This window comes from Micromonospora sp. R311 (assembly GCF_056780015.1).
This window is the reverse complement of sequence record NZ_JBSWCE010000035.1, coordinates 46,744-60,928: the sequence shown is the minus strand read 5'-3', so window position 1 is coordinate 60,928 and position 14,185 is coordinate 46,744. Positions and strand designations below refer to the sequence as shown.

16 protein-coding genes are annotated in these 14,185 nt (G+C 74.4%); 11 read left to right on the top strand and 5 right to left on the bottom strand.

The features are described from left to right. Positions 1–8: 8 nt before the first annotated feature. Entirely contained in the window at positions 9–746 is a 738-nt protein-coding gene (locus tag AC1WTP_RS26420) for an alpha/beta fold hydrolase (RefSeq protein WP_481651965.1), read from the bottom strand. A 33-nt stretch (positions 747–779) separates the two neighbouring features. On the opposite strand from AC1WTP_RS26420, the gene AC1WTP_RS26415 reads away from it, so the two are divergent. The 4 genes from AC1WTP_RS26415 (at position 780) to AC1WTP_RS26400 (ending at position 3,898) form a co-directional block, all read left to right on the top strand. Continuing rightward, entirely contained in the window at positions 780–1,046 is a 267-nt protein-coding gene (locus tag AC1WTP_RS26415) for a hypothetical protein (protein WP_481651964.1), read from the top strand. Between the two features lie 66 nt (positions 1,047–1,112). After that, positions 1,113–2,066, top strand: coding sequence for an SRPBCC family protein (locus AC1WTP_RS26410; protein ID WP_481651963.1), 954 nt, complete (start codon positions 1,113–1,115; stop codon positions 2,064–2,066). 25 nt (positions 2,067–2,091) lie between these two features. Beyond that, positions 2,092–3,264 carry a zinc-dependent alcohol dehydrogenase gene (locus tag AC1WTP_RS26405; protein WP_481651962.1) on the top strand — a complete coding sequence of 391 codons (1,173 nt, stop codon included), beginning with the start codon at positions 2,092–2,094 and terminating at the stop codon, positions 3,262–3,264. Positions 3,265–3,325: 61 nt separating this feature from the next. Continuing rightward, on the top strand, positions 3,326–3,898 hold the full coding sequence (locus tag AC1WTP_RS26400) for a GNAT family N-acetyltransferase (RefSeq protein ID WP_481651961.1): 573 nt from the start codon (positions 3,326–3,328) through the stop codon (positions 3,896–3,898). 6 nt (positions 3,899–3,904) lie between these two features. On the opposite strand, the gene AC1WTP_RS26395 is transcribed toward AC1WTP_RS26400, so the two are convergent. Beyond that, the gene (locus AC1WTP_RS26395) at positions 3,905–5,383 is read right to left on the bottom strand and encodes a glutamate-cysteine ligase family protein (protein WP_481651960.1); all 1,479 of its coding nucleotides are present in this window, start codon (positions 5,381–5,383) and stop codon (positions 3,905–3,907) included. 174 nt (positions 5,384–5,557) lie between these two features. Between AC1WTP_RS26395 and AC1WTP_RS26390 the strand changes: the two genes are divergently transcribed. Genes AC1WTP_RS26390 through AC1WTP_RS26380 form a run of 3 tightly spaced genes read left to right on the top strand, consistent with a single transcriptional unit; the run spans position 5,558 to position 6,540 of the window. Next, positions 5,558–5,878: a hypothetical protein gene (locus AC1WTP_RS26390; RefSeq protein ID WP_481651959.1), complete on the top strand. Its 321-nt coding sequence runs from the start codon at positions 5,558–5,560 to the stop codon at positions 5,876–5,878. Next, positions 5,872–6,156: a hypothetical protein gene (locus AC1WTP_RS26385; RefSeq protein WP_447138287.1), complete on the top strand. Its 285-nt coding sequence runs from the start codon at positions 5,872–5,874 to the stop codon at positions 6,154–6,156. The genes AC1WTP_RS26390 and AC1WTP_RS26385 overlap by 7 nt, the downstream gene beginning before the upstream one ends. Positions 6,157–6,183: 27 nt before the next feature. Further along, positions 6,184–6,540: a DUF3817 domain-containing protein gene (locus tag AC1WTP_RS26380; protein WP_481651958.1), complete on the top strand. Its 357-nt coding sequence runs from the start codon at positions 6,184–6,186 to the stop codon at positions 6,538–6,540. A gap of 48 nt (positions 6,541–6,588) precedes the next feature. Here the strand turns inward: AC1WTP_RS26380 and AC1WTP_RS26375 are convergent, their stop codons facing one another. Together AC1WTP_RS26375 and AC1WTP_RS26370 are read right to left on the bottom strand one after the other, a co-directional pair. Further along, a complete protein-coding gene (locus tag AC1WTP_RS26375; RefSeq protein ID WP_481651957.1) occupies positions 6,589–7,449 on the bottom strand; it encodes an alpha/beta fold hydrolase in 861 nt (286 codons plus the stop codon). A 55-nt stretch (positions 7,450–7,504) separates the two neighbouring features. Beyond that, positions 7,505–8,053 (bottom strand): hypothetical protein, encoded by a 549-nt coding sequence (locus AC1WTP_RS26370; protein WP_481651985.1) that lies wholly within the window; start codon positions 8,051–8,053, stop codon positions 7,505–7,507. 143 nt (positions 8,054–8,196) lie between these two features. Here AC1WTP_RS26370 and AC1WTP_RS26365 point away from each other — a divergent pair, with 143 nt between their 5' ends. The 3 genes from AC1WTP_RS26365 to AC1WTP_RS26355 are packed head-to-tail and all read left to right on the top strand — an operon-like array spanning position 8,197 to position 12,231. Continuing rightward, the gene (locus tag AC1WTP_RS26365; protein ID WP_481651956.1) at positions 8,197–9,321 is read left to right on the top strand and encodes a baeRF2 domain-containing protein; all 1,125 of its coding nucleotides are present in this window, start codon (positions 8,197–8,199) and stop codon (positions 9,319–9,321) included. Further along, entirely contained in the window at positions 9,314–11,077 is a 1,764-nt protein-coding gene (locus tag AC1WTP_RS26360) for a thiamine pyrophosphate-binding protein (protein ID WP_481651955.1), read from the top strand. The genes AC1WTP_RS26365 and AC1WTP_RS26360 overlap by 8 nt, the downstream gene beginning before the upstream one ends. A 50-nt stretch (positions 11,078–11,127) precedes the next feature. Next, positions 11,128–12,231, top strand: a complete 1,104-nt coding sequence (locus AC1WTP_RS26355; RefSeq protein WP_481651954.1) for an iron-containing redox enzyme family protein — start codon at positions 11,128–11,130, stop codon at positions 12,229–12,231. A gap of 16 nt (positions 12,232–12,247) precedes the next feature. Here the strand turns inward: AC1WTP_RS26355 and AC1WTP_RS26350 are convergent, their stop codons facing one another. After that, entirely contained in the window at positions 12,248–12,475 is a 228-nt protein-coding gene (locus AC1WTP_RS26350; RefSeq protein ID WP_481651953.1) for a CDGSH iron-sulfur domain-containing protein, read from the bottom strand. 279 nt (positions 12,476–12,754) lie between these two features. On the opposite strand from AC1WTP_RS26350, the gene AC1WTP_RS26345 reads away from it, so the two are divergent. After that, entirely contained in the window at positions 12,755–14,158 is a 1,404-nt protein-coding gene (locus tag AC1WTP_RS26345; protein ID WP_481651984.1) for a hypothetical protein, read from the top strand. Positions 14,159–14,185: the final 27 nt, after the last annotated feature.

Genomic DNA, 14,185 nt, shown 5'->3' with positions numbered 1-14,185 from the left:
GCGGCCGCTCACCGGCGGCGCTGTGCCTCCACCCGCCGGATGAAGGCGTCCATCAGGGCGGCGCACTCGGCCGGGTGGGTCTCCAGCAGGAAGTGTGGTCCGTCGAGGATGTGCGCCTCCATCCGCGGCAGCGCCCTCAACCAGGAGAGGGTCTCGTCCAGGTCGAAGAAGATGTCGTGCCGCCCCCACAGCATCAGCGCCGGGGGCTGCCAGCGATCGAGGTAGTCGGCGATCTCCCCGAAGCGCGCCACGTGGTGGCGATAGTCGAGCACCAGCGCACGGTTCGTCTCCAGCCGGCCGGGAAGCGACATGACCCGCCAGTCCTCCGCCCACCGCCGGGGGTCGATGCGCTCGGCGAGGTCCCGAGGTACGCCGCCCACGTACTGGTCGCGCACCCCCTCGAAGGTCAGGTGTGCGGTCGCCTCGGCCTCCCGCTCGGGGGTGGGGTCGTCCCAGTAGGCCCGGGTGGCCGCCCACTGCGGCCCGAACCCGCTGTCGTGGGCGTTGGCGTTCTGGACGATGAGGCTGCGGATCCGGTGCGGAGCGCGGGTGGCGAGCTGGAGGCACACCGCCGCTCCGTAGTCGTGCAGGTAGAGGTGGAAGGACCGGGCGTCGAGTCGCGCGAGCAGTGCGTCGATCACGTGCGCGAACCGCGCGAACGAGGGCCGGTCGATCGGCTCGGAACCGCCGAACCCCGGAAGGTCTGGAGCGATCACGAAGCAGGTCTGCGCGAGGGTGTCGATCACGTTCCGGAACGACGCCGAGGAGGTCGGAAACCCGTGGATCAGGAGAAGCGCCGGCTTCTGCTGATCGCCTGCCAAGCGGACCGCGATCTCGGCACCGTCGATCTCCAACCTGACCGGCTCCGGTTCACTCAAGGCCGCGTTCACCCGGTCAGGCTGCCACACCACGTCGCCGGAACGGGGTCGTCCACTCCGCCCGGACACCCCCGGATCGCCGATGCGGAGTCGATCAACCCGGACGGACGCCACCACCTCGCCGGAATCGGGTTCAAGGACCGTTTCCGGGGCATAGCGTCACGGTGACGGATTCACCGCCAGGCCGCCCGCCGTCCCACCGGGCGGCCTCGTGCCGACCGAGGGAGGCTGACCGTGGACAGGTCCGACGAGGTGCTACTGCCCGAACTGGACGGGCCGGAGCCGACCGCGCTGCTGCCCCGGGCGCTGGGCTGGCTCAGCCTCGCGCTCGGCGCGGGCGCGCTCGCCGCGCCCGGCCCCCTCGCGCGACTGACCGGAGTGGACGACTCGCCCGCGGCCCGCGCGGTGATCCCGGCGGTCGGCGCCCGCGAGCTGGGGCACGCGGCCGGGCTGATCAGGGGCCGCCGGCCGGCCGGCTGGGCGTGGACCCGGGTGGCCGGTGACGCCATGGATCTCACCCTGCTCGCCCGCGCGTGGGCCGACCGCCGCGACGAGCGGCGCCGGCGGGTCGCCATCACCACCGCCGTGATCGCCGGCATCGCCGCGGTCGACGTGGTCACCGCGGTACGGGCCAGCCGCGCCCGCCGGGCCCGGCAGCGGCTGATCCGGATGGAGCTGGCGGTCACCGTCAACCGCACGCCGGCCGAGGCGTACCGGTTCTGGCGCGACGTGGAGAACCTGCCCCGGTTCATGTCCCATCTGGAGTCGGTGCGCGCCGAGGATCTGCGCCGCTCGCACTGGATCGCCCGTGGCCCCGCCGGCCGGGCGGTCGAGTGGGACGCGGAGATCATCGATGACCGGCCGAACCGGTCGCTGGCCTGGCGGTCGCTGCCCGGTGCGCGGGTGCCCAACGCCGGCCGGGTGCGGTTCGTGCCCGCCCCCGGCGACCGGGGCACCGAGGTACGGGTCCAGCTGCGCTACGCCCCGCCGGCCGGCGCGCTCGGCCGGGCGGTGGCCAAGCTCTTCGGCGAGGAACCGGAGCAGCAGGTCCGCGACGACCTGCGCCGGTTCAAGCAGGTGCTGGAGACCGGCGAGGTGGTGCGCTCCGAGGGCAGCCCGGACGGCATCTCGGTGCGCCAGCAGGTGATGCAACGCCCCGCCCAGCCGCTGCCGGCCACCGCTCGATGACGGACCGACCCGGAGAGGAGAGCCGATGAAGGCCACCGCGTGGATGGGTAAGGACAGCGTCAAGGTCGTCGACGTGCCGGACCCGCACCTCATGAACGCCCGGGACGCGATCGTGCGGATCACCACGACCGCGATCTGCGGCTCGGACCTGCACCTCTACCACGGCTACATCCCCGCCCTGCGCAAGGGCGACATCCTCGGCCACGAGTTCATGGGCGAGGTGGTCGAGGTCGGCCCGCAGGTGCGTAACCTGCGGGCCGGTGACCGGGTGGTGGTGCCGTTCCCGATCTCCTGCGGGCACTGCAACTCCTGCCAGCGGGGGCTCTACTCGGTCTGCGAGAACTCCAACCCCAACGCCGGCATCGCCGAGAAGATCATGGGGCACTCGCCGGGCGGCATCTTCGGCTACTCGCACCTGCTCGGCGGCTACGCCGGCGGTCAGGCCGAGTACGCCCGGGTGCCGTTCGCCGACGTCGGGCCGATCAAGGTGCCCGACGAAATCCCCGACGACCAGGCCGTGATGCTCGCCGACGTGTTCCCGACGGGCTACATGGGCGCCGAGATGTGCGACATCAAGCCGGGCGACGTGGTCGCGGTCTGGGGCGCCGGCCCGGTCGGGTTGCTCGCCGCGGCCAGCGCCCGGCTGCTCGGCGCCGAGCGGGTGATCGTCATCGACCGGTACCCGTACCGGCTGGGGCTGGCCCGCGAGCACGCCGGCGCCGAAACGATCAACTACGAGGACACCGACGTGCTCGACGCGCTCAACGAGTTGACCGCCGGCCGCGGTCCGGACGCGTGCATCGACGCGGTCGGCCTGGAGGGGCACCACGGCAACGCCGCGATCTACGCGTACGACCGGGCCAAGCAGGTGGTGCGGCTGGAGACGGAACGGCCGTTCGCGTTGCGCGAGGCGATCCTGTCCTGCCGCAGCGGCGGCGTGGTCTCGGTGATCGGCGCGTACGGCGGCTTCGTGGACAAGTTCCCGATCGGCGCGCTCATGAACCGATCGCTGATCATGCGGACCGGGCAGTGCCACGTGCAGCGCTACACCCGCCCGCTGCTGGAGCGCATCCAGCGCGGCGAGATCGACCCCAGCTTCATCGTCAGCCACCGGATGCCCCTCAAGGACGCCCCGAAGGGCTACAAGATCTTCCAGAAGAAGCAGGACGACTGCACCAAGGTGCTGCTCAAGGTCTGACCCCGGGTGGCGGGTCCACCCGGGCCGGTACGCGAGCCGGTGGGCGGCTAGCGTGTCGCGGATGGAGGAATCGCTCGCCGGCATCGTGCACGAGACCGACGGCCTCACCGTCCGGCTGCGCCCGGTGGCCGAGCCCGATCTGGCGATGTTCCGGCGGTTCGCCACCGAGCCGGGTCTGGTCGGGCCGGACTGGAGCGGATTCCGGGACGCGGCCGGGCCGGCGCGCCGCTTCGCCGCCGACGGCTACCTCGGCGAGCAGGACGGCCGGCTCGTCGTGGAGGTCGACCCGGAGCGGTCCGTCGGCTTCGTCAGCTACCGGGCGGGGCGCTACGGCGGGCTGGCCGGATACTGGGAGATCGGCATCGTGCCTGTGCCGGAGTGGCGCGGCCGGGGCATCGGCTGGCGGGCGCAGGCGCTGCTCTGCGACTACCTCTTCGCGCACACCCCGGCGCAGCGCATCCAGGCCGGCACCCACCCGGAGAACGCCGCCGAGCAGCGGTCGCTGGAAAAGGCCGGCTTCCAGTTCGAGGGCGTGGTCCGGGCCTGCGAGTTCCGCGCCGGCCGGTGGCGCGACGGGCACCTCTACAGCAGACTCCGCGACGACCCCTCCCCGTGGGCGCGGCCGGCGGGTTGAGCCCGGTCAGGGGATGGGCCACTCGTGCACGGGCCGGTTGCTGTGCATCAGGTCGACGTAGTGCCGCACCACCTCGCGCAGCGCCGCCGGCCGGTCCAGGTGGTCGGCGGATTCCAGCCGGTGCAGCGTCTCCACCTGCCAACTGGCCCCGTTGCGCCCGGTCAGGCAGCGCTGCTCGATGATGCCGAGGAGCCGGTCCCGCTCGTCCGGGGCCAGCCCCCACCGGTCCAGCCCGTGGTGGGCCAGCGGCAGCAGCCGGCGCAGCACCAGTTCGGTCACCGGCAGGTAACCCAGGCCGGGCCAGTACACCTGCGCGTCGATGCCGTGCCGGGCGCAACTGGTGAAGTTCTCCTCGGCGGCGCTGAACGACATCTGTGACCACAAGGGCCGGTCGGCCTCGGCCAGCGCGCGGACCAGGCCGAAGTAGAAGGCGCCGTTGGCGACGGTGTCGAGCACGGTCGGCCCGGCAGGCAGCACCCGGTTCTCCACCCGCAGGTGCGGGCGGCCCCGCAGCACGTCGTAGACCGGCCGGTTCCACCGGTAGATGGTGCCGTTGTGCAGCCGCAGCTCGGCCAGCTTGGGCACCCCGCCTGCGGCGAGCGTCTCGGCCGGGTCCTCCGGCTCGCAGACCGGCAGCAGCGCCGGGAAGTAGCGCACGTTCTCCTCGAACAGGTCGAACACCGTGGTGATCCAGCGTTCGCCGAACCACACCCGGGGCCGTACGCCCTGGGCCTTGATCTCCTCGGAGCGGGTGTCGGTCGCCTGCTGGAACAGCGGGATCCGGGTCTCCCGCCACAGTTCCCGGCCGAAGAACAGCGGCGCGTTGGCGCCGAGCGCCACCTGGATGCCGGCGACGGCCTGCGCGGCGTTCCAGTAGTCGGCGAACTGGGCGGGGCTGACCTGGAGGTGGAACTGGGTGCTGGTGCAGGCCGCCTCCGGGGTGATGGTGTCGGCGGTGACCGCCAGCCGCTCCACCCCGTTGATCGAGATGCGCAGGTCCTCGCCCCGGGCCGCGAAGATCTGCTCGTTGAGCAGCCGGTAGCGGGGGTTGGCGGAGAGCGTCTCCGCGGTCAGGTGCTCGGGGCGCAGCGTGGGCAGGATGCCGATCATCACCATGTGCGCGCCGACGGTGCGGGCCTTCTCCTCCGCCGCGTTCAGGCTGGCCCGGACGTGCCGCTCGAACTCGGCGGTGCCGGTGCCGGCCAGCCGGCGGGGCTCGACGTTGATCTCCACGTTGAACTGGCCCAGCTCGGTCTGGAAGCTCGGGTCCGCCACGGCGGCCAGCACGTCGGCGTTGCGCATGGTCGGCATCGAGTCGTCGTCGACCAGGTTCAGCTCGATCTCCAGGCCGGTCATCGGCCGGTCGACGTCGAAGCGGGACTCGCGCAGCATCTCCGCGAAGACGTCCAGGCAGCGGCGGACCTTATCCCGGTAGCGGGCCCGATCCTCGCGGCTGAAGTGCCGTACGCCGACGTCCTCGCCCATGGTCACCACCCTGTCACCGCTGGTTCCACCAAACTCGCACGGAGGTGACGAGCCGGGGAAGACCCCGCAGGCTCCTTTCCCGTGCCGCACGGGTGTTAATCCGGCACAAGGGCTCCCCTCGTTCATCGAGACCCATTAATGTAGTGGCATCCGCAGACGGTGAGGGAGGCCACGGTGCGACGGAGGACGAGGACCGCGACGGCCACGCTCGGCGCGACCGCACTGGTGCTGGCGCTCGGCGCGCCGGCCGCGCGGGCGGATCCGGTGGTGCCCCGGCACGCGATCGTGATCTGCCAGACCGCCAGCTTCTACGACAACTACGACTCGGCCAGCGGGCCGCACCACCTGAAGCGGACGCTGACCTACGGCAACAAGATCGGCCACACCCCGGGCGCCCACCCGGTCTACAACGGCTGGGCCGCCACCTTCGACTTCGGCCCCAACGACTGGGGCTACCTGCGCATCGAGTGCATCGGAGGGTACGACTCATGGTGACCGCCCGCCGCGCCGGCGTGCTGGCGGCGGCCGTCGCCGCCGCGCTGCTCACCGCGCCCACCGCCGCCGGGGCCGCCGACGGCCGGATCGGGGTACGCGAGACCGTCTGCGCCCAGTCGCTGTTCGTCCGCACCCAGCCCAACGGCGCCTGGATGGGCACCCTCTACCAGGGCCAGACCTTCCTGGTCGAGGGGCCGCGCTCGGGCGGGTACGTCTACGGCTTCGCCTACGGCCACATCAACCGCCGGGGCTGGGTGCAGGACGGCTGGTTCTGCTGATCGGCACGGCGGGTAGGATGGCTCGCCGTGACCGTTGACCCCACCCTGCGTACCCGGCTGACCCGGCTGTACGTGGCCGCTGCGATCGCCGAGGCGTGCTCCTGGGCGGGCCTGCTGGCCGGCATGGCGGTCAAGTACGGACCGCCCGGCAACGAGATCGGCGTGCAGATCTTCGGGCCGATCCACGGCGGGCTGTTCATCGCCTACCTGGCCCTGGTCGCCGTCGTCGCCCGCCTGCACCGCTGGAGCTGGCCGGCCACCCTGGTCGCGCTGGCCTGCGCGGTGCCGCCGTTCGCCACGCTCGTCTTCGAGCGCTGGGCGCACCGCCGGGGGATGCTGCGCACCGCCGCCGAGCCGACCCGCACCCCGACCCCGGTCGGCTGAGTCGGCCGGTCCGCCGGCGCGACCGCGCACCCCGCCCCGCTCGGGTGGTCAGTCCGCGAGGAAGTCGGCGAGCACGGCGGCGAGTCGCTCCGGCGCCTCCTCGGCCAGGTGGTGCCCCGACTCGACCGCCGCGGCGCGCACGTCGTCGGCCCAGTCCCGCCAGATCGCGGCCGGGTCGCCGTAGAGCTCGACCATGTCGTCCCGGGTCGACCAGACGAACAGCACCGGGCAGCGGATCCTCCGTCCGGCCGCCCGGTCGGCGTCGTCCGCAGCCCGGTCCGGGCCCAGCCCGGCCCGGTAGTCCTCGCACATCGCGTGCACCGTGGCCGGGTCGTGGATCGCCCGCCGGTAGTCGGCGTACGCCTCCTCGCCCATCTGCGCCGGAGAGCCGCCGTACCAGGCGTCCGGATCGGCGTTGATCACCCGCTCGGCCGGCTTGTCCAGCTGGCCGAGGAAGAACCAGTGCCACCACCGGGCGGCGAACCGGGCGTCGGCGCGGGCCAGCGCCGCGCCGATCGGCACCCCGTCGAGCACGGCGAGGCGGCGCACCCGCTCCGGGTGGTCCAGCGCGGCCCGCATCGCCACGTACGCCCCGCGGTCGTGGCCGACCACCGCGGCCTGCCGGTGGCCGAGCGCGTCGAGCAGCGCCATGACGTCGGCGGCCATCGCCCGCTTCGAGTACGGGGTGTGCTCGGGTGTGCTCGGCGGCTTGCCCGAACCGCCGTAGCCGCGCAGGTCCGGGCAGATCACGGTGTGCGTTGCGGCCAGCAGCGGCGCGACCCGGTGCCAGGTGGCGTGGGTGCGCGGGTGGCCGTGCAGCAGCACCACCGGCGGCCCGGAGCCGCCGTGGCGCACCCGCAGCCGCACCGGCCCGACGTCGATCTCCTCGAGGGCGAATCCGGGGAACATGGCGCCTGCCGTGCCCCGGCGCCGCCGGGCCGAAACGTCGCTGCCGCGCCGGGACTCAGCCCAGCGCGGACCAGGCCGCCAGCGCGGTGACCAGCAGCGCGCCGAGCGCCGCCTGGAGCAGCAGCGGCGGGCCGAGGTGCGACCAGAGCGTCGCGGTACGCGGGGTGAGCAACTGCCCGGTGGTGAGGTTGACGATCCGCTCCACCTTCGGTGGCAGATCCGGGTCGCGCTGGCGGCGCAGGGTCAGCTGCACGTGGTCGGCCGGGTGCAGCGCGCTCTGCGGCAGGTGCCCGTGCAGCTCCACCTCGCAGAGCTGACCGGCCGCGTCGCGGACCCGCACCGGCGTGACCAGGTATTCCGGGCCCTTGCGCAGCTCCTTGAAGCGCCGCCGGGCGCCGCCGGAGCCGACCGAGAGCAGCGCGCGGACCAGCGCCACCAGCAGACCGGCCACCCCGGCCGCGGCCAGCACGGCGACCAGCACCGGCTGGCCGACCTTCAGCTCCCGGGGGTAACCGTCCAGCAGGCGGACGACCCGCCCGGTGACGATCCGGTCCGTCGGGTGGACGATCCGCCGGATATGCAGGTCGCTGTCCATGCCCACCACCCAGAGTCCGGTTCTGTTCACTCATCGTATCGGCGCGTCGGGTTGAACGGCGTGAATGAAACCTGGTCACGTGCCGCTCCCGCGCCAGGTGACAACCGCAGCGGCGCGGGTAAGCGCAGGGCCGAGCTGGAAAGGGGTCGAGCATGCAGCTGTCCTTCCTGCGCCCGCTCTACGACCAACCCGGGCCGTGGTGCTCGGTCTACCTGGACGCCTCGGCCAACACCGAGGACGCCCACCCGGCGCTCGACCTGCGCTGGCGCGCGCTGCGCGACGCGCTCCAGCAGCAGCGCGCCGACCTGGCGAGCATCGAGGCCGTGGAACGGGTGGTCCGGGGGCACGATCCGATGGCCGGCGACTACGGGCTGGCCGTCTTCGCCACCCGGGGCCGGGTGGTGCTCTCCGAGTACCTGTCCGCCCCGCCGCTGCGGGACCTGGCCGCGTTCTCCGCGCTGCCGCACGTGATGCCGCTGCTCGCCCAGCGCGGCGAGCAGGTCGCCTGGGTGCGGGTGCTGGCCGACCGGACCGGCGCGGACGCCATGGCGATCAGCGCCGGCGGCGTGCCGCGCCGGGCGCACGTCAAGGGGCGGGAGAGCTATCAGCTGCGCCGGGTGAACCCGGGCGGCTGGTCGCAGTCCCGCTACCAGCGGGCGGCGATGGAGGCCTGGCACCACAACGCCGGCGACGTCACCGCGGCGGCCGTCCAGCTGGCGGAGAAGGTCGGCGCCGAGGTGGTGGTGGTGGCCGGCGACGTCCGGGCCACCGGCATGATCGCCGCGCAGATGCCGGACCGGTGGCAGGACGTGGTGGTGCGCACCGACGCCGGTTCCCGGGCCGGCGGGGCCGACCAGACGCTGCTGGACGACATCACCGTGCAGACCATCGCGGAGGTGGCCGACCAGCGGATCAGCGCGACCCTGGACCGGTTCGGCATGCAGGAGGACGTGGGCGCCGGGCTGGACGCCGTGGTCTCCGCCCTGCAGCGCAACCAGGTCGAGAACATGCTCATCGTCGACGACCCGTCGGCGAACGGGAAGCTGTGGATCGGCCCGGAGCCCACCGCGATCGCCAGCGACCCGCGCGAGCTGGCCGCCATGTCGGTCACCGATCCGGAGCAGGTCCGCGCCGACGCGGCGCTGGTGCGCGCGCTGGTCGGCACCGACGCCGAGCTGACCGTGCTGGGCCCGGACGAGGCCCCCGAGCTGGTCGACGGCGTGGGCGCGGTGCTGCGCTACGCCGACGCGAGCACCCCCGGGCGGGGCGATGGCTGAGCGCACCGTCGCCGACCTGGTGGTCGAGCGGCTGCGGGCGTGGCGGGTGCCGCGCGCCTTCGGCTACCCCGGGGAGGCGATCGCGCCGATCATCGAGGCGCTGGACGCCTCCGGCGGGGACCCCGCGTTCGTGCCGGCCCGGCACGAGGAGACCGCCTCCTTCATGGCCACCGGGCACGCCAAGTTCACCGGGGGCATCGGCGTCTGCCTGGCCACCCAGGGCCCGAGCGCGGTGCAACTGCTCAACGGGCTCTACGACGCGAAGCTGGACAACAAGCCGGTGGTGGCGATCGTCGGGGAGGACATCTCCGGCCCGCTCGGCGGCGCGCACCAGGAGATCGGTCTGAGCCGGCTCTTCGGCGACGTGTGCAACCAGTTCGTCCGGTACGCCCGCACGCCCGACCACGTGCCGGCCGTGCTGGACCAGGCGTTCCGCACCGCCGCGGCGACCCGCAGCCCGGTCTGTGTGGTGCTCGCCCGGCAGTTGCAGGAGGCCGTCGTGCCGGACCTGCAGCCGCACGCGGCCGGGGTGATCACCGCCACGCCGGGCGAGCCGCTGGCCCGGGTGCTGCCGCACGAGGTGGATCTGGACGCCGCCGCCCAACTGCTCGCCAGCGGGCAGCGCACCGCCATCCTGGTCGGCCAGGGCGGCCGCGGCGCGGCGGACGAGATCGTGGCACTCGCCGACCGGCTCGGTGCCGGGGTGGCCACCTCGCTGCTCGGCAAGCCGGTGCTCGACGAGCGGCTGCCCTTCCACACCGGTGTGCTCGGTGAGGTCGGCACCCGGGCCAGCGCCGAGCTGATGGGCGGCTGCGACACCCTGTTGCTGGTCGGCACCAACGACCCGTGGACCGGCTACTTCCCGATCGCCGGCCAGGTCCGCACGGTGCAGATCGACATCGACGGCCGCCGCATCGGCACCCGTTACCCGGTGGACGTGCCATTGGTGGGCGACGCCGCGGAGACCCTGCGCGCCGTGCTCGCCCGGGTGCCGAACAACCCCAACGAGGGGTGGCGGGCCACCGTCGAGAGTTCGGTCGACCGCTGGCGGGCCGAGGTGGCCGACCAGGCCGGCGCCCCGGCCGAACCGGTCAACCCCCGGCTGGTCCTGCAGGAACTCTCCACCCGGGTGCCGCGCTCCGGGGCGATCGCCGTCGACGTCGGCTCGGTCATCTACTGGTACGCCCGGCACCTGGAGCTGCCTCCCGGGGTCAACGCGCAGCTCTGCGGCACCCTCGGCTCGATGGGCTGCGCCCTGCCGTACGCGGTGGCCGCCAAGCTCGCCGCCCCCGACCAGCCGGTCGTCGCGCTGCTCGGCGACGGGGCCATGCAGCTCAACGGCCTGGCCGAGCTGATCACCGTGGCGCACCACTGGCCGGTGTGGCGGGATCCCCGGCTGGTGGTCCTCGTGCTCAACAACCGCGACCAGTCCGGCATGGGTGGCGGCCGGCAGGCCGACGTCGATCCGTCCCGGCGCCGGCCCGACGTGCCGTACGCCGGCTGGGCCCGGTTGCTCGGCCTGCACGGCGTCCGGGTCGACCGGCCGGAGCTGGTCGGCGCGGCCTGGGACGAGGCGCTCGCCGCCGACCGGCCGTGCGTGCTGGAGGCGGTGGTCGACCCGACGGTGCCGCTGGCCCCGCCCGAGCCGGCCTTCGCCGACCTGCGCGGCCTCTTCGCCTCCGGCGACGCCGCCCGCCGGGTGCGCGACCGGATGCTGGCGGCGGGGGTGACGGTCGAGGCGGAGGACCTCGTTTAGCGGCAGAGCCCCGGGGCAACTGAGATCGTCAGTCGACGCTGGAGGTCACGTTGTCCGAGTCCACCGATCGCCGGTACGGTCCCGCGCCCCTGCCGCACCCGCGCGGTCCCGTCTCGCGGGCGGTGCTCGACGCGCTGCGGCGACCGCCGCACGACCTGCCGGACTCTCTCACCGCGCTGCTCGACCCGGCCGACCCGCTCACCGACGAGGACCTCCAGCTCACCCTCTTCCTCTGTTACGAGACGCACTACCGGGGCTGGCGCGACGTCGCCGACGACTGGGAGTGGCAGCCGTCGCTGCTGGCCCTGCGGGCGTACGCCGAAGGCGTGTTCGAGGCGGCGGTGCGACGGCTGGTGGGCCCGCTGCCGGCGGTGCTGCCCGCCGGGGTGCCGGCGGCGCTGGCCGACGTGGTCGGTGCGGACGACGGGCCGTCGCTCGCCGCGCAGCTGCAGCGGCGGGCGACGCTCGCGCAGTTCCGCGAGTTCGTCACCCACCGCTCGATCTACCACCTGCGGGAGGCGGACCCGCACAGCTGGGCGCTGCCCCGCCTCGGCGGTCCCGCCAAGGCCGCCCTGGTGGAGATCCAGATGGACGAGTACGGCAACGGGCGGCTGGACCGGATGCACGCGGAGCTGTTCCGCACCACCATGGACCGGCTCGGCCTGGACACCGGGTACGGCGCCCACCTGGACGCGGTGCCGGCCGTCACCCTCGCCACCAACAACCTGATGTCGCTGTTCGGCCTGCACCGCCGGCTGCGCGGGGCGCTGCTCGGGCACCTGGCCGCCTACGAGATGACCTCGTCGCTGCCGAACCGCCGCTACGGCAACGGCCTGCGCCGGCTGGGCCTGGACGAGGTGGCCACCCGGTTCTACGACGAGCACGTCGAGGCGGACGCGGTGCACGAGCAGATCGCCGCGCACGACCTGTGCGGCGGGCTGGTCCGGGTCGAGCCCGCCCTCGCGCCCGACGTGGTCTTCGGCGCGGCCGCGGCGCTGGCGGTGGACCGGCGCTTCGCCGCGCACCTGCTGGACAGCTGGGCGGCGGGCCGCAGTTCGCTGCGGGCCCCGGTCACCGGGGCCGCTCCGACCCGCACGGTGCCGGCGGCGGGGCCTGCCCCGGCCGCGTCGCCCGCGCTGCCCGCCGTCGCCTGACCCCGGGCGGCCGGGCTCACCCCTCCCGGTCGGTGCCCGCCCGGAAGCCGACGGCCTTGTGCGTGCCGTCGCAGAAGGGCTTGAGCGCGGACTTGCCGCACCGGCACAGCGCCACCGTGCCGCGCCGCGCGTCGATGGTCCGCCCGTCCGGGGTGACCAGGGCGAAGTCGCCCCGCACCAGCAGCGGGCCGTCCTGGTACGGGGTGATGGTGGCCGCCGGGGCAGTGTCGTGGTCGTCGCGCATGGGGCGTCATGTGCCCCTCCCGGGCAGCGCGAAACCCGCGGGCCGGCCCACCACCGCGGACACCCCCGGCCGGCCGGGCCGGGACGGCACGCCCAGCGGGGACGGCCGGCCCAGCCGGGACGCGCGGGCAGGGACGGAGCCAACCGTCCGGGACGGCGATGGGCCGGAAGATCACCGGATTGCTCCCGCCCGGTGGGGGATGCCCCGTTTGAACCGCATCGGGACGGGAAGCCGGGCCGCGTGGTGAGCGATCGAGGCAAGGTGGGGCCGGTGCACAAGGTGCACGAGGGGCTCACGGCCGAGGGCGCCGGTCTGGCCGGCGACCGGGTCGTGGCGGCCGGCAGTGCCGCGCGGATCCTGGTCGGCGCCACCGCCCGGGCACTGCGCGGGGTGGACTGCGCCGACCTGGGCCACGTCGGGCCGCTGTCCCGGTTCACCGGCGCTCCCGAGCCGGTCCGCCGGGCGGCGGTGAACCGGGCCGTCGGGCGGGTGGCACTGACCTGCGGGCAGACCGCGGAGGTCGACGCGGCCCGGGTGGCCCGCTGGTTCGTCGAGCAGTACCCCCGGCGCCGCTACCCGGGCGTGCTGATCGGCTCGCCGCACGGCGCGGCGGCACACCTGGCGGTCGCGCTGGGCGTGCCGTGGCTGCCCGCCGGCTTCGAGATGACCGTGCACTGGGCGCAGGGGGCGGTGGACCGGCCGCGGGCCGCGCTGGACCACGGCGCCGCGCTCGCCGCCCGGCTGCTCGCCGGCAACCCCGACCTGCACGTGCGCCAGGTGCACTGCCCGGCCAGCCGGGGTTCGCTGGCCGGTGCCACGGTGGCGCTGGCAGCCCGCTGGCAGGCCCTGCCGGCGGCGTACCGGGGGTTCCTGGCCGACCGGCTGGCGCCGGGCGCGCCGGTGCTGCTGCTACGCGACGCGCGCACCTGGCCGGTGCTCGACTCCGCCGCCGGGCACAGCTTCCAGGTCGGCTGCCCGGCCAGCGGCCTGGACCCGGTGGACTTCCACCCGGACAGCCACGCGCTGCGCCAGGTGCTCCGGTCGGCCGGGGGCGACGGCGCGCACTGGGAGCCGCCGGAGGTCACCTCCCCGACCGGCTACGCCGAACACGGCGTGGAGTCCGGTTTCGAGCTGAGCGCCCGGGAGTGGACCGGCCGGCACGGGCATCCGCTGCACCGGGTGCTCTATCCCCGGCCGGAGGCGCTCAGCGCGGCCACCGCCGACCTGTACCGTCGCTGGCTGCGCGCCGCCGGCAAGACCGGCGACCGGCTGGTGGTCGAGTGCGGCCGGCTGCTCGACCCGTGGCAGGTGCTCCGGGCCGGCCTGGTGCCGTACTGGTGCGAGAACGCCACCCGGCGCAGTGTCGAGGGGGCGGAGTGGTGGCTGGCCGGCAGCGAGCCGTTCAGCTCGGTGGACGTGCTGCCCGAGCCGCCCGGGGTGCGCTCGCCGGCGCTGGCCGGGCTGCCGCAGTGGCTCGCGGTCGCCGGCTTCGGCCTCCGCCGTCGGGCGCTGGACCGCCCGACCGCCCGCGGCTACCCGGTCACCGCGGTACCCACCCGCCGGGCCACCGAGGTGCTCCGGGCCCAGGCGTACGACCTGCCGACGCCGCCGCCGCTGGCCGTGCCGGAGGCGCTCGCCGCGCTCCGCGACAGCGGCACCCACCTGGGCCTACTGGTCTGTTGAGGCCGGCCCGGCGAAACATCCTCGCGA

Excerpts from the sequence above, each read along its gene's own strand:
- AC1WTP_RS26405 (WP_481651962.1), top strand. The coding sequence starts at position 2,092 with ATGAAGGCCACCGCGTGGATGGGTAAGGACAGCGTCAAGGTCGTCGAC.
- AC1WTP_RS26400 (WP_481651961.1), top strand. The coding sequence starts at position 3,326 with ATGGAGGAATCGCTCGCCGGCATCGTGCACGAGACCGACGGCCTCACC.
- AC1WTP_RS26395 (WP_481651960.1), bottom strand. The coding sequence starts at position 5,383 with ATGGGCGAGGACGTCGGCGTACGGCACTTCAGCCGCGAGGATCGGGCC.
- AC1WTP_RS26385 (WP_447138287.1), top strand. The coding sequence starts at position 5,872 with ATGGTGACCGCCCGCCGCGCCGGCGTGCTGGCGGCGGCCGTCGCCGCC.
- AC1WTP_RS26375 (WP_481651957.1), bottom strand. The coding sequence starts at position 7,449 with ATGTTCCCCGGATTCGCCCTCGAGGAGATCGACGTCGGGCCGGTGCGG.
- AC1WTP_RS26365 (WP_481651956.1), top strand. The coding sequence starts at position 8,197 with ATGCAGCTGTCCTTCCTGCGCCCGCTCTACGACCAACCCGGGCCGTGG.
- AC1WTP_RS26360 (WP_481651955.1), top strand. The coding sequence starts at position 9,314 with ATGGCTGAGCGCACCGTCGCCGACCTGGTGGTCGAGCGGCTGCGGGCG.
- AC1WTP_RS26350 (WP_481651953.1), bottom strand. The coding sequence starts at position 12,475 with ATGCGCGACGACCACGACACTGCCCCGGCGGCCACCATCACCCCGTAC.